Origin of the sequence: Nocardia huaxiensis, assembly GCF_013744875.1 — a bacterium.
Lineage (GTDB): Bacteria > Actinomycetota > Actinomycetes > Mycobacteriales > Mycobacteriaceae > Nocardia > Nocardia huaxiensis.
Map to the genome: position 1 here is coordinate 724458 of NZ_CP059399.1, position 21077 is coordinate 745534.

A 21077-nucleotide genomic window follows, 5' to 3' on the forward strand; every position below is an offset into this window, starting at 1 on the left:
TAGCAAACCGTTTACACGCGGGAGAATCCCGGCTCCGGCCGATTCTCGGGAGCTCCGCCCCCGAAACCCCGGCAGGGGGGAAATGCCGGGCCTGGGCTCGATACGCTGGACCAATGACCGATTGGAAGGCTTTCGAAGTCGAGAGCAAGGACCACGTCGCGCAGGTGACGCTGACCGGCCCGGGCAAGGGCAATGCCATGGGCCCGGACTTCTGGCGCGAGCTGCCGCTCATCTTCGGCGAACTCGACGCCGATCCCGAGGTGCGGGCCATCGTGCTCACCGGGGCGGGGAAGCATTTCTCCTACGGACTGGATCTGCCGGCCATGTCGCCGCTGTTCGGGCCGCTGCTCGGGGACAAGGCGCTGGCCAAGCCCCGCACCGATTTCCTCCGGCACGTGCGCGAGATGCAGGCTTCGGTCACCGCGGTGGCGGACAGCCACAAGCCGGTCATCGCGGCGGTGTCGGGCTGGTGCATCGGCGGCGGGCTGGATCTCATTGCCGCCGCGGATATCCGGCTGGCCAGTGCCGATGCCAAGTTCAGCCTGCGCGAGGCGAAGGTCGCCATCGTCGCGGATATCGGGTCGCTGCACCGGCTGCCGGGCATCATCGGCGAGGGGCATCTGCGCGAGCTCGCCTACACCGGCAAGGACATCGACGCGGCGCGGGCCGAGAAGATCGGCCTGATCAACGATGTGTACGCGGATCAGCAGGCGGTGCTGGACGCGGCGCACGCGCTGGCGCGTGAGATCGCCGAGAACCCGCCGCTGGTGGTGCAGGGCATCAAGGATGTGCTGGATCAGCCGAAGGCGGGCAAGGTCGCCGACGGGCTGCGCTACGTGTCGGCGTGGAATGCGGCCTTCCTGCCCTCGGAGGACATCACCGAGGCCATTCAGGCCGTGTTCGAGAAGCGACAGCCGCGGTTCCAGGGGAAGTAGGCACGCACTCGTCATCCCGGCATGCTTTTGGCCGGGATCCACGAAACCTGTTGGGGTGCAGCGGGTGTGGATCCCGGCCAAAAAGCGCGCCGGGATGACGGTGCTGATCCGGCGGCTATCGAAAACCGATTGCGGATCTCCGGTTCCGGCCTATCGTGAGGCTGGGGGACCTGGAGGTTGGCCATGGCTACATCCGAGGTGGCCGCATCCACCGGCGAGGGTGGATTCACGCACCGGCAGATTCTGGTGATTCTCAGCGGGCTACTGCTCGGGGTGCTGCTGGCCGCGCTCGATCAGACCATTGTGTCGACGGCGATCCGGACCATTGCCGATGATCTGGACGGTTATGCGTTACAGGCTTGGGCCACAACGGCTTATCTGATCACGGCCACGCTGGCGACGCCGCTGTACGGAAAACTGTCGGACATGTACGGGCGCAAGCCCTTCTATCTGGCGGCCATTTCCATTTTCCTGGCGGGTTCGCTGCTGTGCACGCTCGCGCAGAGCATGTACGAGCTGGCGGCGTTTCGGGCTTTGCAGGGGCTGGGTGCGGGCGGGCTCATGTCGCTGGCCCTCACCATTGTCGGCGATATCGTGAGCCCGCGGGAAAGAGCCAGATATCAGGGCTATTTTCTGGCCGTGTTCGGCACCTCGAGTGTGCTCGGTCCGCTATTGGGCGGATTGTTCGCCGGGCAGTCCAGCCTGCTCGGGATCGCCGGGTGGCGTTGGGTTTTCCTGGTCAACGTGCCGCTGGGGCTGTTCGCGCTGCTGGTGGTCTCACGCGTGCTGCGACTGCCGAAACCGGTGAGATCCCTTGACCGTGTGGACTATTGGGGTGTGCTGGTGCTGGCGCTCGGCATCACGCCACTGTTGGTCGTCGCCGAGCAGGGGCGTGAATGGGGTTGGGGGAGTGGACGATCGGTGCTCTGTTACGTGATCGGCGGGGTCTCGGTGGCGGTGTTCGTCGCGATCGAGGCGAAACTCGGTGACGCGGCGCTGATTCCGCTGCGGATTTTCCGGAATCCGACGTTCGCGCTGGGTGTGGTGATCTCGTTCGTGGTGGGCGCGGGCATGTTCGGCGGAATCCTGCTCATGCCACAGTATTTGCAGGTGGTGCGGGGTGCGAGCCCGATGCTGGGTGGTTTGCAGATGATTCCCATGGTGCTCGGCATCATGATCGGCTCGATCATTTCCGGCCAATTGATATCGCGCACCGGGCATTACCGGAATTATACGATTCTCGGCGCCGCCATGATCACCCTCGGGCTGTTCCTGATGCATTATCTGCGGGCGGACACCGCGTTCTGGATGGTGGCGGCGTTCATGCTGTGTGTCGGATTCGGGCTCGGGAATCTCATGCAGCCGCTCATTCTCGCGCTGCAGAATGCGTTGCCGCCCAAGGATATGGGCGTCTCCACGGGCGCCGCGACCTTCTTTCGCCAGATCGGGGGCACGCTGGGGGCGGCGGTGTTCCTGTCGATCCTGTTCACCCGGCTCGCGCCCGATATCGAAGCCGAACTCGTTGCCGCGGGCCAGGATCCGGCGGCCGCGGGGCAGGTGCTGGTCGACAGTTCGGTGATCCAGCGCTTGGATCCGGTGCTGGCGCAGCCGTTCCAGGTGGGTTTCGCGAACTCGCTGTCCGCGGTGTTCCTGACGACCTCGGCGGTGACCGCGGTGGCGCTGCTGCTGATCCTCTTCTGGAAAGAGGTGCCGCTGCGCACCACCGCGGGGCTCACCACTCCGCGGGAGTAGCGAGGCGGGCCGTCAGTGGCCGCCCTGCTCCTTCAGCCGCGCGTACGCCTCGGTGACCAGGGTTTCGGCCTTCTCGCGGCCCTCCCAGCCCTCGACCTTGACCCACTTGCCGGGCTCCAGGTCCTTGTAGCGCTCGAAGAAGTGCGCGATCTCCTTGCGCTGGAACTCCGGGATGTCCTCGACGTCCTGGATGTGATCCCAGCGCTTGTCCTTGGCGGGCACCGCGACCAGCTTCTCGTCGGTGCCGGCCTCGTCGCTCATGATGAGCACGCCGACGGGACGGGCCTCGACCAGCACGCCCGGGAACACGGGCTCGGGCAGCAGGACCATGCAGTCCAGCGGGTCACCGTCGCCGCCCAGGGTGTCCTCGATGTAGCCGTAGTCGGCCGGGTACATCATCGGGGTGTAGAGGTAGCGATCCAGCCGCACCCGCCCGGTCTCGTGGTCGACCTCGTACTTGTTGCGCTGACCCCGGGGGATCTCGATGGTGACGTCGAACTTCACGTCATCTCCTTCTTCGTTGGCCTATGGCTGCCGACTCGCCAGCTCGTTCAGGGGAACGACTGCGCAACGAGGATAGTGTGGTCGGCGGGCGCATGGGTTCGGCAGGGACGCCCGGGGCATTCCCCTGCCACAGGTATCAGGGAGACAGCTGCACGTGGCAGGCGGGAACAAGCAGAATATCGGGGGTCTGGAGGCCAAGCGCCGGCGCAGAACCTGGATCGTGGTGACATCCGCGCTGGTTGTGGTGGTCGTCGCGATCGCCGCCGTGGTGCTGACGCTGAAACCGTGGACCGAGGAGTTCCGGCACGGCGGATTGACCGTCGCCGCGCCGCCCTCGCCGGTGAAGGCCCTGCCGCAGGTGTCGCCCGCGCCTGCGACCGCGCCCGCACCGAGCCGGACCGGGCTGGCCGCCGCGCTGGCCGGGGTGGCCGCCAATCCTGATCTGGGCGTTTTCGCCGCGTCGGTGTCCGACGGGGTGACCGGTGAGGTGCTGTGGAGCATCGACCCGGACAAACCGCAGATCCCCGCCTCGAACGCGAAGGTGGTGCTGACCGCTGCCGCGCTGCTGGCGCTGCCGCCGGACCGCCGGGTGACCACGAAGGTGGTGACCGGCGCCGCGCCCGGCGAGCTGGTGCTCGTGGGCGGCGGCGATCCGACGCTCACCAATGAGCCGGACGGCAAGGGCTACTACCCGGACGGGCCCAAGCTGTCGGATCTGGTTGCGCAGATCAAGAATTCGGGTAGGCCGGTGGACAGCATCGTGGTCGACACCTCGCTGTACACGGGCTCGAACATGGCGCAGGGCTGGGATCCGCGCGATATCGCGGGCGGTTCCATCGCGCCGATCGAGCCGGTGATGATCGACGGCGGCCGGCTGCAACCGCTGGTCGAGTATTCGCCGCGCACCGAGACGCCCGCGCTGGATGCCGGCAAGGCGCTCGCCGCCGCGCTCGGGATCGATCCGGCGCGGGTGCGGGCCGGTACCGCTCCGGCGGGTGCGCAGCAGGTCGCGGCCGTGCAGTCGGCGCAGCTGAAGGATCGGCTGCGCGACATGATGGTGCATTCCGACGATGTGCTCGCCGAGACCATCGCCCGGGAGATCGCGCAGGCCACCGGCAACGAACTGTCCTTCGCGGGCGCGGTGACCGGCATGATGACCACGCTGCGGGCGGCCGGATTCGATCTGACCGGCGCCACCCTGCTGGACGGCAGCGGGCTGTCGGTGGACGATCTGCTGCCGCCGCGGCTGCTGGACCATCTGGTCGCCGTCGCCGCGCTGCCCAACACCACTGCGGGGCAAGGGGATTCGCCCGCTCCCGACCCGCTGGCCAGCCTGCTCGACTACCTGCCGGTGGCGGGCGCGACCGGGACGCTGGGCAACCGCTACACGGTGCGCGATCGCGATGGTGCGGGCTGGGTTCGCGCCAAGACCGGAACTCTCGATGTGGCAAGCTCGTTGGTGGGATATGTGCTGGATCGCGATGGGCGCGTACTCACTTTCGCGCTGATGTCCAACCAGCGGCTCCCGGAGGCGAGCCGCCCCGCGTTGGACGCCATCGCCGCCACACTGCGCAACTGCGGATGCTCCTGACGGGTGGATGACTATGACCGGACCCGAAAACCATGCGGCCCACGCCGACCAGCCGGGGAACGGTAGCGCCCGCCCCGGCGAGGTGCTGGTGAGCGAACCGCGCAGGAAGGGGCCCGGCCTGGCCGGCTCCGTCGACTGGAATCTGGCCGCCCGCACCGGATCCGCCCTGGTGCCCGCCGGGCCGCGCACCACCCGCTACGCGGCCGAGCAGGCCGTGCTCGAACTGGCCGCGGCGTCCAAGCGGGCGGAGGGGCCGGTGCGCGAGGTCAGCGGGTTGATCGACGACGCGCCCGTGCCGGACGCGCGGGTGCTGGATCGGCCGGGCTGGATCGCGGCGGCCGCCGAGTCCATGGCCCAGCTCACCGGCACCGGCGCCGATGCGGGGGAGAAGGGCAAGTTCGTCGGCAAACCGGCGGGCGTGCAGGCGGGGGCCATGCTGGCGTTCCTGTCCACGGCCATTCTCGGCCAGTACGACCCGTTCAGCGGGCCGGACGGGACGCTGCTGCTGGTGGCCCCGAACATCATGGCGGTGGAGCGCGCACTCGGCGTGCCGCCCAGCGATTTCCGGCTGTGGGTGTGCCTGCACGAGGTCACCCATCGCGTCCAGTTCTCTTCCGCGCCTTGGCTTGCCGAGTACATGCGCGGCAATGTGGAGATCCTCGGCGAGACCGGGGAGGAGCCGTTGGCCGATATGCTCGGCCGCCTGGTCGAGGCGGTGCGGGATCGCAAGCGCGGCATCGAGGATCCGGCGGGCGGTGTGGTCGGGCTGCTGCGCGCGACCCAACCCGAACCGCAACGGGACGCCCTGGACCGGCTGCTCATGCTCGGCACGCTGCTCGAGGGTCATGCCGATCACGTCATGGACGCGGTCGGGCCCGCGGTGGTGCCGTCGGTGACGCGGATTCGCGCGGCGTTCGATCAGCGGCGCAAGCGGCCCGCCAATCCGATTCAGCGGCTGCTGCGCGCGCTGCTGGGCATGGACGCGAAGGTCGCGCAGTACGTGCGCGGCAAGAAGTTCGTGGACGAAGTGGTGGGCACGGTCGGCATGGATCGGTTCAACACGATCTGGACCGATGGCGAAACCCTGCCGCGCATGGACGAAATCAACGATCCGCAGCGCTGGGTGACGCGCGTCCTGGGCTGACGGACCGCCGGTCTCGCGGGCGGGTGCGGCATCGCCTTCGACCGTGGACGTGGAACGATTCGCCTGTGAGCGATCGACCCCGGCTGCCCGAAACGCGTGCCGCATTGGAAATGCGTCACGCCGTACGGGATTGGCTCCAGCGGCACGCACCGGCGGGTGCGGTGGCGGTGGCGCTGTCCGGTGGCGCGGATTCGCTGGCGCTGACGGCCGCGGCCGTGGTGGAGGCGGCCGCGGTGGACGCACTGGTGGTCGATCACGGATTGCAGGACGGCTCGGCGGCGGTGGCGGCCGCGGCGGCCGCGCACGCGCTGCGGCTGGGCTGCCGGTCGGCGCGAGTGCTGCGGGTGACGGTCGGCCGGGACGGCGGCACGGAGGCCGCAGCGCGCAAGGCCCGCTATGCCGCCTTGGACGAGGCGCGCGGCGGTCTGCCCGTGCTGCTCGGCCACACCCTCGATGATCAGGCCGAAACCGTGCTGCTGGGTTTGGCGCGCGGGTCCGGGGCGCGGTCCATTCAGGGGATGGCCGAGTACGCCGAGCCGTGGGGCCGGCCGCTGCTGTCCGTGCGGCGTGCGACGGCTCGGCAGCTGTGCGCGGATGTCGGCCTCGAGCCCTGGGAGGATCCGCACAACAGTGCGCCGGAGTTCACCCGGGTGCGGTTGCGGTCGGAGGTGCTGCCGCTGCTGGAGGATGTGCTCGGTGGCGGGGTGGCGCGGGCGCTGGCCCGCACGGCCGCGCAGCTGCGGGAGGACGGCGCCGCGCTGGACGCGCTCGCCGGGGATTTGCTGGAGGCCGCTCGTGATGGTGAGGGCCTCGATCTCGAGACGCTCGCCACTGCCGCCCCGGCTTTGCGGCGGCGCGTCATTCGCGCCTGGTTGCTCGCGGGTGGCGCAAAATCATTGACGGACAGCAATTTACGAGCGGTCGAAGCGCTGGTCATCGCGTGGCGGGGGCAGGGCGGGGTCGCCGTGGGCGGTTCGGTGGGCGGGAGCAGGTTGGTTGCCGCGCGCGAACATGGCAGGCTCATACTGGGTCCGGAGTCGTCCGTGCCCGGTCGAGGTGGACACCATCACTGAAGGGAAACCAGCGCACGTGTACGGGGATGACATCGCGTCGGTGCTGATCAGCGAAGACCAGATCGCGGAAAAGATCGACGAGATCGCGGACCTGGTTGCCAAGCGGTATCCGGCGGGAGCTCCCGAAGGTGACCTGCTGCTGGTGGGTGTGCTCAAGGGCGCGATCTTCTTCATGACGGATCTGGCCAAGCGGCTGCAGATTCCGACTCAGATGGAGTTCATGGCGGTCTCGTCGTACGGGTCGTCGACCTCGTCGTCGGGCGTCGTGCGGATCATGAAGGATCTGGACAAGGACATCGCCGGCCGCAATGTGCTGATCGTCGAGGACATCATCGACTCCGGTCTCACGCTGTCGTGGCTGCTGCGGAACCTGAAGAGCCGCAATCCCGCATCGCTCGAGGTCGTGACGCTGCTGCGCAAGCCCGACGCGCTGCGCACCCAGGTGGATGTCATGCATGTGGGCTTCGACATCCCGAACGAGTTCGTGGTGGGCTACGGCCTGGATTACGCCGAGCGCTACCGCGACCTGCCCTACATCGGCACCCTCGACCCGAAGGTCTACGGGGGGAAGTAACCCTCGTCTCAGAGCTCGCGAGAGCCGTCCGCCGGTCCCGGTGGGCGGCTTTCGGCTTGTCTGTGATGAAACTCACTGATGCTGATCGGCAATCGGTGCGATGGTTGCCGGGTCGGGTTGCCGGGAATCAGCTCGAGGGTTCGGCCGGTCAGAGCGTGGTCGAGGTAACTGCTGGTCGGCTGACCTTATGAGTGCGCGTGGGGCGGTTCGGGCGATTGGCCAGGAATTCGCGGTCCCGGTTACGGAAATGTTTCGGAGAGCCCTTATGCTGTCTGCAACAAACCTGAAGGCTGTTTTCCACCCAGATTTCAAACTTATGGGTCGGATACGGCTGGAAATTCAAGACCGATTCTGATAGCAAGGGGCTATGGACCCGCATTTGCGCGACCTGCGGTATTTCGTCGCCGTCGCTGAGGAACTGCACTTCACGAATGCCGCTCAGCGGCTGCACATCGCACAACCCACTCTGTCACGGCAGATCCGGCAGCTGGAACGCCAGCTGGACGTCGTGCTGTTCGACCGCAACCAGCGCAGTGTCGCCCTGACCGTCGCGGGCAAGGAACTGCTCGAAGGCGCCCGGAAGATCCTGGAACTCTGGGAGGTCACCAATGTGGCCCTGCAGGAGGCGGGTGAGGTGCTGCGCGTCGGCATCCAGTCCTCCATCGGCCGCGGTCTGATCACCGATCTGGAGTCCGCCAGCGGGCACCGGCTCGCCCTGCACTCGGCGTCCTGGACCGACCCGTCCTCCGGCCTGGCCGGGCGGCAGGCGGACCTGGCGCTCATGTGGCTGCCGGTGCCCGACACCAGCCGCTACCGCTGGCAGGTGCTGCGCACCGAGCCGCGCTGGGTGCTGCTGCCGGAGAACCACGCGCTGGCGAACCAGGAGACCATCGACTTCGCCGACCTGGCCGATGAACCGTTCATCGCCATGCCCGCCGAAGCCGGTGCGGCGCGCGACTTCTGGCTCGGCGCGGACTCCCGCTCCGGTCGCCAGGCCAAGATCGGCGCCGAGGCCGCCACGGCCGAAGAGCGCCTCGAAGCCGTCAGCCTCGGCCTGGGGGTCTGCCTCCTCGCGGAGAACAACGTGCCCATGTACCGCTGGCCCGGCCTCACCGCCCGCCCCGTCACCGGTCTCGCCCCGTGCGAGCTCGCCGTGGCCTGGCGCGCGGACGACGACCGCCCGACCATCCTCGAATTCGCCGCGCGCGTCCTCGAGGGCGGCTTCGCCGATAACCGCGAACCGGTCGCCGCGGCCCAGTAGGTCGCAGCGGCAAGCGGATTCATCGAATATCCGGGGAACCCGGGACCGCAGCGCGGGTGCGGCGCGGCGGAAGCCGGAGGACCGGATCGGGACCGGCGGCACTGTGTCGGAGGTGGTGCCGCCGCGCGGTGAACCGCGCACCGAGCGAAAAATGATGCCGCCCAGCCTGTTCGACAGGCTGGGCGGCATCGTCGTTCTCACGGGGCGGTGCGCCGCCAGGGGTGGGCCGCTTCGAGCTGGGCGGCCAGGCGCAGCAGGGTGGATTCGCTGCCGGGCGGACCGACCAGCTGGGCCGCCACGGGGGTGCGGGTGCGGGAGTGGAAGCCCATGGGGACGGTGAGGGCGGGCCAGCCGACCAGGTTCCACAGCGGGGTGAACGGCGAATAGCTGGCGTTCGCAATCACATTCGCGATCCAGGGCAGGTTGTGCCAGTTGCGGGCCCGCGGCGGCGGGGTGGCCAGGGTCGGGGTGATCACGACATCGTGGTGGTCGAAGTAGTCGAGCAGCCGGGCTTCGATGCGGTCGACCTGCGACTGCCGGACCAGGCCGGCCTTGAGCACCAGATTGCCGAGGGCGATGTGGGCGCGGGTGCGGCGCTGCAACCGGTCCGGGTAGGCCACGGTGCCGGCCTCGCGGGCGGCGTTGGCCACCCAGCGCAGCAGCAGCGCGGAGGTGGCGCCCTGGTAGGGGAGTTCGGCGACCTGCACCTCGTGCCCGGCGGTGGCGAGGGCGGCGGCGGCCTTGCGGGCAGCGGCGGTCCACGCGCGATCCACCCGGGCCAGCGGGCTGGGCGGGGTGACGGCCAGGCCGACGCGCAGGGCCGGGGGCGTGTCCAGATCGGCGAGGGCGGGCTGATCGGCGAGCACCGAGAGCATGAGCGCGGCATCGGCCACAGTCGTTGCCAGGACGCCGTTTTCGGTCATGCCGCCCCAGTCGTCCAGGCCGACCTGGGCGGGCACCAGACCGCGTCCGGGTTTGACGCCGACCACGCCGCAGCAGGCCGCGGGGATGCGCACCGAACCGAGGCCGTCGTTGCCGTGCGCGATCGGCACCAGGCCGAGGCCGACAGCGGCGCCGGAGCCGCCGGAGGAGCCGCCTGCGCTGTAGCGAGTATTCCAGGGACTGCGGGTGATTCGGCCGGGCTCGTCGGTGACGCCCCAGAGTCCGAACTCGGGAACCGTGGTCAGGCCGACGACGATCGCGCCGGCCGAGCGTAGTCGTCGCACCACCGGATGGTCGGCGGTCGCGGCGGTATCCGAGCCCGCGCGGGAACCGCCCCGGGTCACCTCACCGGCGACGTCGATATTGTTCTTCACCGCGATCGGCACCCCGGCCAGCGGCAGCAGGTCCAGATCCGGCCGCTCGGCCAGCGCCCGCGCCTCGGCGCGCACCACATCGGAGCGAACCCGGCTGAAGGCGTTCACTTTTCGATCCCGGGACCGGATGCGTTCGAGCGCGGCATCGACCACCTGCTCCGGCGTGAGCACCCCGTTCTGCACGGCCGCGGCGATCCCGCCCGCGGTGGTGGTGTCTGCGGGCGGACGGGATTCGCTGGAACCATCGGAATCGGCCGCAGAGCTTGCCACCGCTACCTCCTCGGTGGAATCGGCTCCGGCTCGCTCCGCCGCGTGCTCGGCGGAGGTGGGCGCGGCCGGGTCTGCGGTGGAGCCGGGCGGCGCGGGACTCTCGCCGGAGGTGGGCGCGGCCGGGTGCGCGCTGTCCACCACGGGTGCGGTGCCGTCGGCCAGCGCGGTGCCCTCGTCGTACATGCTGGTTGTTCCCCCGTCGCCTCGTGTCGAAATCGGGTGATCCGCTCCTGAGCCGCAAGTTATCATTCCCGCTGTTGCTCGGGGATGATGGTTGTCGGGTGTGGCGGATTTTATCTGCGGCATTCATGGATCGACAGTGCGGATTCGAACGTTTCCGCGCCGAGCCAGATGGGTGCGGACATGGTTTCTGGTTCCGACCACCGTTCCGGTCCTTCCTCGGCCGGAAGGGAATTCGGTGTGGTCGCCGCCTTCGCTGCGGCGTGGGACTCCGGCTCCGCGCCGCCCCGGATAGCCGACTATTTGCCTGATGCCAGCACATTGCGTCGCGATGCCCTGGTCGAGCTGATCCGCGTGGATATGCGGCATCGCTGGCTGCGCCGCCCGGGGCTGTCGCCCGGCTCGGAGCGCACGCGCAAGCGGCTGGCCGAGTACTGTTCCGAATTCCCCGAGCTCACCCAGCGGGATCTGCCCGCCGGACTGGTGTACGAGGAGTTCGTCATCCGCCGCCACAGCGGGGAGCGCGTCGACCCCCGCGACTGCCTGCGCGAATACCCGCATCAGGCGGACCGCCTGCGCGAACTGCTCAATGCCGACGACGAGGACCAGAGCACCCGCCGCGCCGCCCTCGACGAATCCACCCGGGCCCCCGGCCTCGATGAATCCACCCGCACGGGAACAGCTCTCGACGAGTCGACCCGGTTCGGACTCGCCCCGGGCGAGCTGACGGGTGGTGCGGCGGACGAGTCGACCCACGCCGGTCCGCCATCGGACGAGTCGACGTTCGGGGGTCTGCCGGGTGGTGACACCACGCGGGTGCCGGATGCGAGCGAGCTGACCCAGCATGCCGACCTCACCGGCCTGACCGCGCCGGATCCGACCCGGGCCACGGGCGGGCTGAGCGTTCCGGAGACCGGCACGCTGCTGGATCGCATCGAAATCGGCCAGCGCATCGATGATTTCGATCTGCTGACCAGTTTGGGTAGCGGGGCCTTCGCCAGGGTCTTCCTGGCGCGGCAGCGGTCCCTGCAACGCCTGGTCGCGGTGAAGATCTCCGCCGATCACGGCACCGAGCCGCAGACCCTGGCCCAGCTCGATCACGATTACATCGTGCGGGTCTTCGATCAGCGGCTGATGTCCGGGGTGCGCACCGAATCCGGGCGGCGGCTGCGGTTGCTGTACATGCAGTTCCTGCCGGGCGGCACGCTGCTGGGCGTGCTGCGCTGGGTGCGGGCCACCCCGGCGGCCGAACGCAGCGGGCAGTTGCTGCTGGACGCGGTGGACGCGGCCATGGAGGAGAAGGGCGAGATCCGGCCCACCGACTCCAGCGTGCGGGCCGAGATCGCCGGGCTGAGCTGGCCGGAAACCGTTGCGTGGCTGGGTCGCCGGCTCGCCGAGGCGCTCGAGTACGCGGACGGGCACGGCGTGCTGCATCGTGATGTGAAGCCGGCCAATGTGCTGCTCACCGCCGAGGCCGTTCCGAAACTGGCTGATTTCAATATCAGTTTCAGCCGGAATGTGGACGGCGCCAGCCCGGTCTCCTACTTCGGCGGCTCACTGTCCTACATGTCACCCGAGCAGCTCGAGGCCTGCCATCCGGCCACCGCCCGCACCGCCGCCGACCTCGACACCCGCGCCGACATCTTCTCCCTCGGCGTGGTGCTGTGGGAATTACTGACCGGCGCAAAGCCTTTCGATGATTCCACGGCGGGCCCCGGCGATCACGGCGACCGCACCACCCTGGAGGCCATGCTGGCCCGCCGTCGCACCGGCGTCGAATCCGCCGCTCTGGAGCGCGTCCCGCCCGACTGCCCCGCCGCCCTGCGCCGCGTGCTGCTCACCTGCCTCGAACCCGACCGCGAACAGCGCTGGAGTTCCGGCACCGCGCTGGCCGCGCAACTGGAACTCTGCCTCGACGAACGCGCCCGCGACCTGGTCGACCCGCCGCCGGACAGCTGGCGTAAACGCCTGCGGCGCTGGATGATTCCGCTCGTCACGCTGTTCGTGGCAATACCGAACGGGCTCGGCTCGCTCTACAACATCGCGCACAACGACCAGCTCATCGTGAGCCGGCTCTCCGACGAGGCCATGCGGACCTTCACCCTCGTCACCGCCCTGGTGAACGGACTGTTCTTCCCGCTGGGCACCGCTGTCATCGCCTACCTGTGCCGCCGGGTGATCACGGTGCCGCGCGGCCTGCGCAAGGGCCGCGACTTCTCGCCGGAGATGCTGCGGCAGGCGCGCGCCGACGTGCTGCTGTGCGGGGAACGCATTTCGTTCGTGGTGTTCTCGCTGTGGGTGCTGGCGGGGGTCACCTTCCCGATCACCATGCAGCTGTCCGCCGGAAACATACCGACCCGTAGCCTCGTGCATTTCCTGGCCTCCATGGTGGTGTGCGGGGCCATCGCCGTCGCCTACCCGTTCTTCCTGGTCACCTTCTATCTGGTGCGCTGCATCTACCCGATGTTCCTGCGGCACGGCGACATCAGCGCCGAGGACGCCGTCTGGCTGCACCGGCTCGGCAATCGATGCATCACCTACCTCGCCGTGGCCGCCTCGGTGCCGCTGCTCGCGGTGGCCAGCGTGACCTTCCTGCCGCCCGCCGACATCCCGCTGGTGATCGTCGCCGTGCGCGTGCTCAGCGTGGGCGGTATCGCGGCCTTCGTGGGCGTGTACGCGCTGTTCCGTGGCCTGGAGGCGGACCTGCAAGCGCTCGAACGCGTGGTGTCCCCCGGAAAATCGGTGCGGGACACCGGGAAAAGTCCCGGGTAGCCGGTGGAGAGCGAACATCCGGCGCGGGCCGTGGCGCGATTCAGCGCCGACTGGGAATCCACCCTGCGCAGCGCCGCGTCCGAACCACCCCGGCTCGTGCACTATCTGCCGGACGGACCGGGCCTGCGGCTGGCCGTCCTCGTCGAGCTGCTGCGCATCGATCTCCGGCAACGGCGGTTGCGTCCCGGGCTGGAGAAGCGAATTGCCGACTACCGCACCGAGTTTCCGGAACTCGCGCACAGTCCGGACTACCCGGATCTGGTGTGCGAGGAATACCTGGTGCGCAGTCGCTACCGCCGGATCGACCCGGATACCTTCAGCGCCGAGTACCCGGAGGTCGCAGGCGAGCTCCAGCGACGCTTCGCCGACGCCGGCACGACGGTTCCGGAGTCACCCGCACTGCCCCGCGGCATCGAAACCGGCCGTCGCCTGGACGATTTCGACCTGCTCACCGATCTCGGCGGCACCGAGGGCAGCCGCATGTTCCTGGCCCGCCAGCGTTCCATGCAGCGGCTGGTCGCCGTGCGCGTGGAGGCGGACGCGGGCGGCGACTCCGCGACCGTCGCGCAGCTCGACCATCCGTACATCGTGCGCGTGTTCGACCAGCGGACGATCGAGGCCGGTGACGGTGCACCGTTGCGGCTCTTGTCCATGCAGTTCGTTCCCGGCGGCACCCTGCAGGAGGTGCTGCACCGGGTGCGCGCGACGCCCGCCGACCGGCGCAGCGGCCGGCTGCTGCTGGACGCGGTGGACGCGGCCATGGAGGAGAAGGGCGAGATCCGGCCCACCGACTCCAGCGTGCGGGCCGAGATCGCCGGGCTGAGCTGGCCGGAAACCGTTGCGTGGCTGGGCCGTCGGCTCGCCGAGGCGCTCGAATACGCCGACGGGCACGGGATGGTGCACCAGGATGTGAAACCGGCCAATGTGCTGCTCACCGCCGAGGCGATGCCGAAACTGGCCGACTTCGGCATCGGGCTGCGCCGTTACCGGCAGTGGGCCGGTCCGGAAGCGGAGAGCTCGCGCGCGTACGCCTCGCCGGAACAGCTCGAACTGTGGGATCCGGACAGCACCCGTGCCGTCGCCGATCTGGATGCCCGCTCCGACATCTACTCGCTGGGTGTGGTGCTGTGGGAATTGCTCACCGGCGCACTGCCTTTCGACGAGTCCGCCGATGGCGGCGGGGAGCGCCCGGACCTCGACGCCATGCTCGCGCGCCGCCGCGCGGGAGTCGGGGCGCGCGCCCGCGACCGGGTGCCGCCCGACTGCCCCGCCTCACTGTTGCGTGTGCTGCTGACCTGCCTGGAATTCGATCGAAATCGCCGCTGGGACAGCGCTGCCCGGCTCACCGAGCAATTCGAGCTGTGCATGGACGAGCACGCGCGCGCCCTGGTGGATCCGCCGCCCCGCAGTCTGCGGGTGCGGCTGCGGCGCTGGAGTGTGCCATTGGTGGCGGCGGCCGTTCTCATCCCCAATGTGGCGGCATCCGTCTACAACATTCACCACAATCGAATACTCATCGTCAGCAGGCTCCCGGAATCGGCGATGCGCGGGTTCGAAACCATGATCACGGTGGTGAATTCGGTGCTGTTCCCGCTCGGCGCGGCACTGCTGCTGTATTTGTGTCGCTACCCGATTCGCGTATTCCTGGGCCTGTTGAAAGGACGGGAATACGATGCGGCGACGATTCGGCGGGCCCGTGCAGACACCCTGCGGATGGGTGATCGGGTGGTTCAGGTGGTGCTGCCACTGTGGGTGCTGTCCGGAATCAGCGTGCCGATAGTGCTGAATGCCCTCTCCGGTGAGCTGCCCGCGACGAAGTTCGTGCACTTCGTCGTCTCGCAGACGGTGTGTGGCGCGATCGCGGTGGTCTATCCGTTCTTCCTGGTCACGTTCTATCTGCTGCGCTGCCTGTATCCGATGTTCCTGCGGCACGGCGAGATCAGCCACACCGACGCGGTGTGGCTGCGCCGACTGGGGCGGCGCGGCGCCGGGTACCTGGCGGTGGCGGCGTGTATTCCGCTGCTCGCGGTGCTGGGTGTGACCTATCTGCCGCAGCCCGATCTGGCGCAGGTGGTGGTCGAGGTCCGGATCATGGTTATCGGCAGCCTTGTCGCATTTCTGGTGTCGTATGGACTTTTTCGTGCGATCGAGGCCGACGTGCGCGCGCTGGAACGGGTGGTGGCGCCGGAATTCAGTAGGGTTGGTGCGTGACTCGCGGCTGTGTCGAAATCTCCTTGGCGGAATTGGCGGCGCGTATTCGGCGGCATGCGTACGGACAGTCTGGTCGGTTCGTTCTGGGGGTGGCGGGACCGCCGGGAGCCGGGAAATCCACACTCGCCCGGGGAATTCGGGACGAACTGAATATCGCCGCCGGCCGCGCCGTCGCCGAGGTCGCGCCCATGGACGGATTCCACCTCACCAATGCGCAATTGCGGGAAACGGGCGACCTGGCGCGCAAAGGCGAACCCGACACCTTCGACGCCGCCGGATATGTGGAATCGCTGCGGGCCCTGCGCGAAACGCCCCTGGGCGCACCCTTCGACTGGCCCACGTACTCCCGCGAACTGCACGAGCCCGTGCCCGGCGGCGCGGTGTTCGACGGCAAGCGGTTCGTCGTCACCGAAGGCAACTACCTACTGCTCGACGAGGGCAAATGGGCGGACGTACGGCCCCTGCTCGACGAAGCCTGGTACCTGGACGTGCCCCGGGTGATCATCGAGAAACGCTTGCTGCGCAGGCATATTCGCGGCGGCCGCACGGCGGGCGACGCGCGCGCGAAGGTCGAGCACAGCGATATGCTCAATGCCCGGCTGGTGGAACACACCCGGGCGCGAGCGGATCTGATACTGCGCAAATACGGCCGCGGCTACCGGATCGATTGAGGCACACAGTAATCGGTCCCCCACGTCAGTAGTTGCGGTAGCGCGGGTCCGGCTGCTCCGCACCGGTCGGGGCGGGCCAGTGCCGCATCCACTCCCGCGTGCCGCGATACCGGCACGACTCCGTCGCCACCTCCGAGGCCCGCCACAGCGCGGTGGGGAAGTGCTCGAACTTGTGGAAGTGGCAGTACGCGCCGTGCAGGATGTCGCCCGCGCCGAGCGTGTCCACGACACCGTCGGAATTCACCGGAATCTCGCCGCGCACATCGTTGTACATGTATCGGATGGGCTTGCCGCCCCGCGTGACCGCGGCGAACGTGGGGCCCTGCTTGCGGATGTAGTCGAAGACGCCGTCGATGTCGCCGGGACGCACCCCGGGCGGGGTGAAGGACTCCGAGCAGATGACCGTGGTGGCCATCTTCAGCAGTGAGCGGTAGGTATCGCGCCAGCGGCCCGCGTCCACGACGAGGGGTGCGATGCCGCATTCGGCGATCGAGGCGGCCCAGTTCGAGAGCCGGGGATGATGACCGTCGGCGAGCATGACATCCAGCTCGTCGTCCAAACCCCGAACCTGGAAATCGGGGACGGCATCGAGCTCGGAGCCGTCCATGGACACGATGGTCCGGGTGCCGGTCTGCCCGGCCACCACGATCGAGGACACCGGCGGCCGGTGCACGCTGCCGCGCGCCATATCCCGCACTGTCACACCGTTTTTGCGCAGATCCGCGTGCGCGGTGGTGGCGAGCGGATGCGTTCCCAGCGCGGTGACCAGCGTCGTCTCCAGGCCGGACAGGTACGCGTACGTCACGGCGGCATTCGCGGCGGGGCCGCCCGCGCCCAGGAACATGTCATCGGCCTGCGTTTTGGTGTCCTCGGCCGGATACGCGCCGACGGCATACGCGATATCCACTGTGGACAACCCGACGAAGAGCCCACCGGTCAGCATGGCGACGACCATACCCATGGGCTCCGACAGGACTACCGTGATCGGGGGGAAGGGAAACTCATGGAATTGGTCAAAGGCGCCAACGCGCCGCTCGCCGCCACTGATGTGCTGGTGGAGATCTCGGCCGGAGTGACGGTCGACGTGGCGGCGCTGCTGCTCACCGCCGACGGAAAAGTCCGGTCCGACAACGACTTCGTGTTCTACAACCAGCCGCACGGGCCGGGGGTGACGGCGCAGCCGCCCAATCGGATCCGCGTGGTGCCGGCGCAGGTGCCCGCGGATATCGAAAAGATCGCGGTCACAGCCAGTCTCGACGGTCCCGGGGCGAACTGGGGGCAGGCGGGCACACCGCGCGTCGCCGTCCTGGACGCGGCCACCGGAGCGGTCCTGGCCACCTTCGCCCCCACCGGCTTGAGCACCGAAACCGCCTTGGTCGCCTGCGAGATCTACCGCAGGCAAGGCGCGTGGAAGGTCCGCGCCGTCGGCCAGGGCTACGCCAACGGATTGGCGGGCATCGCCACCGATTTCGGCATCAGCGTCGACGACGCCCCGCCCCCGCAGCCCGCGTCGGCGTACCCGCCCCCGGCGCAACCTGCCCCCACCGCACCGGCCCCGCCGCAGGCCACGTTCGGGCAGCCGACCATCAGCCTCGACAAGGGCCGAGTGTCGTTGCGCAAGAACGAAACCGTGTCGCTGACCAAACAGGGCACGCCGCCGCTCACCCGGGTGCGGATGGCGCTGGGCTGGGATCCGGCCCCGGGCGGCCCCCGCATCGATCTCGACGCCTCGGTGATCGCCTACGACACGGCCGGGAAGAAGCTCGCCAATGTCTACTTCCTGAAGCAGTCGGCCTTCCGCGGGGCGATCTCGCATTCGGGCGACAATCTCACCGGGCGCGGCGAGGGCGACGACGAGATCATCTCGGTCGATCTCGTGGCGCTGCCGCCGGAGGTGTATGCCCTTGTGTTCACGGTGAATTCGTTCTCCGGGCACAAATTCGACCGGGTGGCGCGAGCCTTCTGCCGATTGGTCGACGACACCTCCAATGCCGAGCTGGTGCGCTTCGAACTCTCGCAGGGCGAACCCCGCACCGGCGTCTTCCTGAGCATGCTCACCCGCGCCCCCGCCGGCTGGAACATGACCGCGCTGGGCGACTACGAGAACGGCGCGACCGTGAAGAAGATGGTCGAGCCCGGTAAGCGTTTCGTCCTCGCCACTCGCTTCTGAACAGAACACCCTCGTCATTCCGGCTCTGAACAGAACACCCTCGTCATTCCGGCGTGCTTTTGGCCGGAATCCACGAAACCTGCTGGTGTGCAGCTGGTGTGGATCCCGGCCAAAAGCGTGCCGGGATGACGAGCGGGGTCAGTCGCCGCGCACGCGGGACTCGTACGCCTTGCGCCCGGCGGTGTCCACATCGTCGAGGAACGCGGTCTGCGCACCGAGCGCGCGGCCCAGCGCATCCCCGACCGCCTCCGGCAACAGCCCCACCAGCTGCGAGATGACGCCCGCCACCGTGGTCACGCGCACCTTGGACCGAGGCTCCACGATCAGCTTCGCAATGGCGTCGGCGATCTCCTCCGGCTCGGCCGGTCGCAGCAGCTTCGGCGGCGTGACACCCGATCCCAGTTCGGTTTTGGTGAGCGTCGGCAGCACCGACGAGAAGCGCAGCCCGGTGCCCCGGTACTCCTCGCGCAGCGTGTCGGTGAATCCGAGCACCGCGTGCTTGCTGGCGTTGTAGGTGGCCAGCCCCGGAATGTGCGTCTCACCCGCGAGCGAGGCGATATTGATGACGTGCCCGCGCCCGCGCGGCAGCATCCGCGCGATGGCCAGCTTGGAACCCAGGATCACGCCGTACACATTGATGTCGAGAATGCGGCGGGTGATGGTGTCCGGCTCGTCCACCAGCCGCCCGGTGGGCATAATCCCGGCATTGTTGATGAGCACGTCGACCGGCCCGAGCCGGCGCTCCACCTCGTCGAGGAAGGCTTCGAACGACTGCTGATCGGTGACATCGAGCCTGTCGTACAGCTCGAAACCCCGGGCGGCGCCGGACTCTTTCACCGTCGTCTCGTCGATATCGCCGATGGCGATCTTCGCGCCGAGCGCCTGCAGCGCGGTGGCGGTGGCCAGGCCGATGCCGCGCGCGCCACCGGTGATCACCACGACCTTGCCGCGAACCCCGCTGAAATCGGTCATCACTTACCCCCGGTGATCGTCTTGTACACGTCCTGCACACCCAGTCGCCGCAGCCCGCGCGCACCGGCGGCCCGCATGGCCGTCATGGCGAACACCAGCTTGGCGGGCGAGTACGGGAACCACAGCATTTCCTTGGTCTGCGTGGGCAGCAGCGGCTTGGTGATGGCCTGCTGACGGCAGTACTTGCGCACCCCGTTCGGGCCGCCCCAGCGCGCACCCACACCCGACAGCCCCCAGCCGCCCATGGGCAGCGCGAAGCTGAACATATTGGAGAACACGTCGTTGATGTTCACCGCGCCCGCATTCAATTGCCGCGCAACGCGTTCCGCGCGAGCCTTGTCGCCGCTCCACACCGACGCGGACAGGCCGTAGATCGAATCATTGGCCAGCCGAACGGCTTCCGCCTCGTCGGCCACCTTCATGACCGGCAGCGTCGGGCCGAAGGTCTCCTCGGTCATACAGGTCATGGTGTGGTCGACATCGGCCAGCACGGTCGGCTCGAACAGCGTGCCCACGCCCGTGCGCTTGCCGCCGGTGAGCACCCGCGCGCCCGACTCGATCGCCTGCTCGACATGCTTCTGCACGATCTGCGCCTGGCTCTCGTTGGCCAGCGCGCCCATGTCGTACTTGGGTTCGCGGCCGTCCACGCCCTGCCGCACTTCCTTGACGGCGGCGGTCAGCTTCTTCAGGAACTCTTCGTAGACAGGCGCTTCCACGTAGACGCGCTCGACCGAGATGCACACCTGCCCGGCATTGAACATGCCGCCGAAGGCGATACCGTACGCGGCGCGATCCAGGTCGGCGTCGGCCAGCACGATGGCCGGATCCTTGCCGCCGAGCTCCAGGCTGTAGGGGATCATCCGCTCCACACAGGCGGCGGCGATGCGGCGGCCGGTGGGCGTGGAACCGGTGAACTGCACGTAGTCGACATTGTTCACCACTGCCGCGCCGGTCTCGCCCGCGCCGGTGACGACCGCGAACACCGGCGGCGCGCCGATCTCCCGCCAGCCCCGTGCCAGCTCCATGGCCGAAAGCGGTGTCACCTCAGAGGGTTTCAGAATGACGGCGGCACCCGCGGCGAGCGCCGGGATCACATCGATGACCGGCATGGCCAGCGGGAAATTCCACGGCGTGATGACACCGACCACCGGGTACGGGCGGAACACCGTCGTCAGCGTCTTCACCCGGGCCAGCGGGCTGTGCGGCGAAGGATGTTCGTCCGCAAGGAATTTCGCGGCTCGACGGGCGTAGTACCCGGTGAGGTCGATGGAGAACGCCGGATCGATGAGCGAATCCACCCGCGCCTTACCGGTTTCCGACTGCAGCACGTCGGCGAGCCGATCGGTGTTGTCGATCAGCCAGTCCTGGAGTTTGAGCAGCCACTCCTTGCGGCCCTCGGGACCGATGGCCTCCCACTCCGGCTGGTACAGGCGCAGTTCGCGCACCTTCGCGGCCACCTCGTCGGCCGAATCGATGGGCACCGTGCCCGCGAGTTCACCGGTCGCGGGATTGCGGACCTCGAACTCGGTGGGCGCGGGCGCGCTCAGGGCGGCCTCCGGGGCCTCGGCCGGGGCGGTTTTGCGCTTAGGCGCGGCTTTCCGGGCGGGGGCCTTCCGGGCAGCCCCGGGTTCGGTATTCGTCACGATTGCTCTCCCACGTGCGCTACGTTGCGGCCGCGAGC

Annotated in this window: 16 protein-coding genes; 11 read left to right on the forward strand and 5 right to left on the reverse strand. The window is 68.7% G+C overall.

Going from position 1 to position 21077, the window contains the following annotated elements:
* The first annotated feature begins 113 nt into the window (after positions 1-113).
* A complete protein-coding gene (locus tag H0264_RS03300; RefSeq protein ID WP_181582589.1) occupies positions 114-935 on the forward strand; it encodes a crotonase/enoyl-CoA hydratase family protein in 822 nt (273 codons plus the stop codon).
* 183 nt (positions 936-1118) lie between these two features.
* Positions 1119-2687, forward strand: coding sequence for an MDR family MFS transporter (locus H0264_RS03305; RefSeq protein ID WP_181582590.1), 1569 nt, complete (start codon positions 1119-1121; stop codon positions 2685-2687).
* 12 nt (positions 2688-2699) lie between these two features.
* Here H0264_RS03305 and ppa read toward each other — a convergent pair whose 3' ends face one another.
* Positions 2700-3191 (reverse strand): inorganic diphosphatase, encoded by a 492-nt coding sequence (ppa, locus tag H0264_RS03310; protein ID WP_181582591.1) that lies wholly within the window; start codon positions 3189-3191, stop codon positions 2700-2702.
* Positions 3192-3345: 154 nt separating this feature from the next.
* Between ppa and dacB the strand changes: the two genes are divergently transcribed.
* From dacB to H0264_RS03335, 5 genes are all read left to right on the forward strand, one after another.
* Positions 3346-4782 carry a D-alanyl-D-alanine carboxypeptidase/D-alanyl-D-alanine endopeptidase gene (gene dacB, locus H0264_RS03315; RefSeq protein ID WP_181582592.1) on the forward strand — a complete coding sequence of 479 codons (1437 nt, stop codon included), beginning with the start codon at positions 3346-3348 and terminating at the stop codon, positions 4780-4782.
* A gap of 13 nt (positions 4783-4795) precedes the next feature.
* Entirely contained in the window at positions 4796-5926 is a 1131-nt protein-coding gene (locus tag H0264_RS03320) for a zinc-dependent metalloprotease (RefSeq protein ID WP_181582593.1), read from the forward strand.
* 110 nt (positions 5927-6036) lie between these two features.
* Entirely contained in the window at positions 6037-6999 is a 963-nt protein-coding gene (tilS, locus tag H0264_RS03325; RefSeq protein WP_181585259.1) for a tRNA lysidine(34) synthetase TilS, read from the forward strand.
* A 16-nt stretch (positions 7000-7015) separates the two neighbouring features.
* The gene (gene hpt / locus H0264_RS03330) at positions 7016-7573 is read left to right on the forward strand and encodes a hypoxanthine phosphoribosyltransferase (protein ID WP_181582594.1); all 558 of its coding nucleotides are present in this window, start codon (positions 7016-7018) and stop codon (positions 7571-7573) included.
* Positions 7574-7940: 367 nt separating this feature from the next.
* The gene (locus tag H0264_RS03335) at positions 7941-8834 is read left to right on the forward strand and encodes a LysR family transcriptional regulator (RefSeq protein WP_181582595.1); all 894 of its coding nucleotides are present in this window, start codon (positions 7941-7943) and stop codon (positions 8832-8834) included.
* Positions 8835-9031: 197 nt separating this feature from the next.
* Here the strand turns inward: H0264_RS03335 and H0264_RS03340 are convergent, their stop codons facing one another.
* Positions 9032-10603 (reverse strand): amidase, encoded by a 1572-nt coding sequence (locus H0264_RS03340; RefSeq protein ID WP_181582596.1) that lies wholly within the window; start codon positions 10601-10603, stop codon positions 9032-9034.
* A gap of 180 nt (positions 10604-10783) precedes the next feature.
* Here H0264_RS03340 and H0264_RS03345 point away from each other — a divergent pair, with 180 nt between their 5' ends.
* The 3 genes from H0264_RS03345 to H0264_RS03355 are packed head-to-tail and all read left to right on the forward strand — an operon-like array spanning position 10784 to position 16254.
* Positions 10784-13372 carry a serine/threonine-protein kinase gene (locus H0264_RS03345; RefSeq protein WP_181582597.1) on the forward strand — a complete coding sequence of 863 codons (2589 nt, stop codon included), beginning with the start codon at positions 10784-10786 and terminating at the stop codon, positions 13370-13372.
* 3 nt (positions 13373-13375) lie between these two features.
* A complete protein-coding gene (locus H0264_RS03350; protein ID WP_181582598.1) occupies positions 13376-15583 on the forward strand; it encodes a serine/threonine-protein kinase in 2208 nt (735 codons plus the stop codon).
* The gene (locus tag H0264_RS03355; protein WP_231083916.1) at positions 15580-16254 is read left to right on the forward strand and encodes a nucleoside/nucleotide kinase family protein; all 675 of its coding nucleotides are present in this window, start codon (positions 15580-15582) and stop codon (positions 16252-16254) included. The genes H0264_RS03350 and H0264_RS03355 overlap by 4 nt, the downstream gene beginning before the upstream one ends.
* A 25-nt stretch (positions 16255-16279) precedes the next feature.
* Here the strand turns inward: H0264_RS03355 and H0264_RS03360 are convergent, their stop codons facing one another.
* Complete coding sequence (locus tag H0264_RS03360; protein WP_231083917.1) at positions 16280-17215, reverse strand: PfkB family carbohydrate kinase; 936 nt, start codon at positions 17213-17215, stop codon at positions 16280-16282.
* 42 nt (positions 17216-17257) lie between these two features.
* On the opposite strand from H0264_RS03360, the gene H0264_RS03365 reads away from it, so the two are divergent.
* Positions 17258-18424, forward strand: a complete 1167-nt coding sequence (locus H0264_RS03365) for a TerD family protein (RefSeq protein ID WP_220139939.1) — start codon at positions 17258-17260, stop codon at positions 18422-18424.
* A 138-nt stretch (positions 18425-18562) separates the two neighbouring features.
* Here the strand turns inward: H0264_RS03365 and H0264_RS03370 are convergent, their stop codons facing one another.
* Both H0264_RS03370 and H0264_RS03375 read right to left on the reverse strand, forming a co-directional pair.
* Entirely contained in the window at positions 18563-19396 is an 834-nt protein-coding gene (locus H0264_RS03370; RefSeq protein ID WP_181582599.1) for an SDR family oxidoreductase, read from the reverse strand.
* Positions 19396-21039: an aldehyde dehydrogenase family protein gene (locus tag H0264_RS03375; protein WP_181582600.1), complete on the reverse strand. Its 1644-nt coding sequence runs from the start codon at positions 21037-21039 to the stop codon at positions 19396-19398. Before H0264_RS03375 ends, H0264_RS03370 begins: the two co-directional genes overlap by 1 nt.
* Positions 21040-21077 lie beyond the last annotated feature (38 nt).

Excerpts from the sequence above, each read along its gene's own strand:
- H0264_RS03335 (WP_181582595.1), top strand. The coding sequence starts at position 7,941 with ATGGACCCGCATTTGCGCGACCTGCGGTATTTCGTCGCCGTCGCTGAG.
- H0264_RS03370 (WP_181582599.1), bottom strand. The coding sequence starts at position 19,396 with ATGACCGATTTCAGCGGGGTTCGCGGCAAGGTCGTGGTGATCACCGGT.
- tilS (WP_181585259.1), top strand. The coding sequence starts at position 6,037 with ATGCGTCACGCCGTACGGGATTGGCTCCAGCGGCACGCACCGGCGGGT.
- H0264_RS03320 (WP_181582593.1), top strand. The coding sequence starts at position 4,796 with ATGACCGGACCCGAAAACCATGCGGCCCACGCCGACCAGCCGGGGAAC.
- H0264_RS03300 (WP_181582589.1), top strand. The coding sequence starts at position 114 with ATGACCGATTGGAAGGCTTTCGAAGTCGAGAGCAAGGACCACGTCGCG.
- H0264_RS03305 (WP_181582590.1), top strand. The coding sequence starts at position 1,119 with ATGGCTACATCCGAGGTGGCCGCATCCACCGGCGAGGGTGGATTCACG.
- H0264_RS03345 (WP_181582597.1), top strand. The coding sequence starts at position 10,784 with ATGGTTTCTGGTTCCGACCACCGTTCCGGTCCTTCCTCGGCCGGAAGG.
- H0264_RS03340 (WP_181582596.1), bottom strand. The coding sequence starts at position 10,603 with ATGTACGACGAGGGCACCGCGCTGGCCGACGGCACCGCACCCGTGGTG.
- H0264_RS03365 (WP_220139939.1), top strand. The coding sequence starts at position 17,258 with ATGGAATTGGTCAAAGGCGCCAACGCGCCGCTCGCCGCCACTGATGTG.
- H0264_RS03360 (WP_231083917.1), bottom strand. The coding sequence starts at position 17,215 with ATGGGTATGGTCGTCGCCATGCTGACCGGTGGGCTCTTCGTCGGGTTG.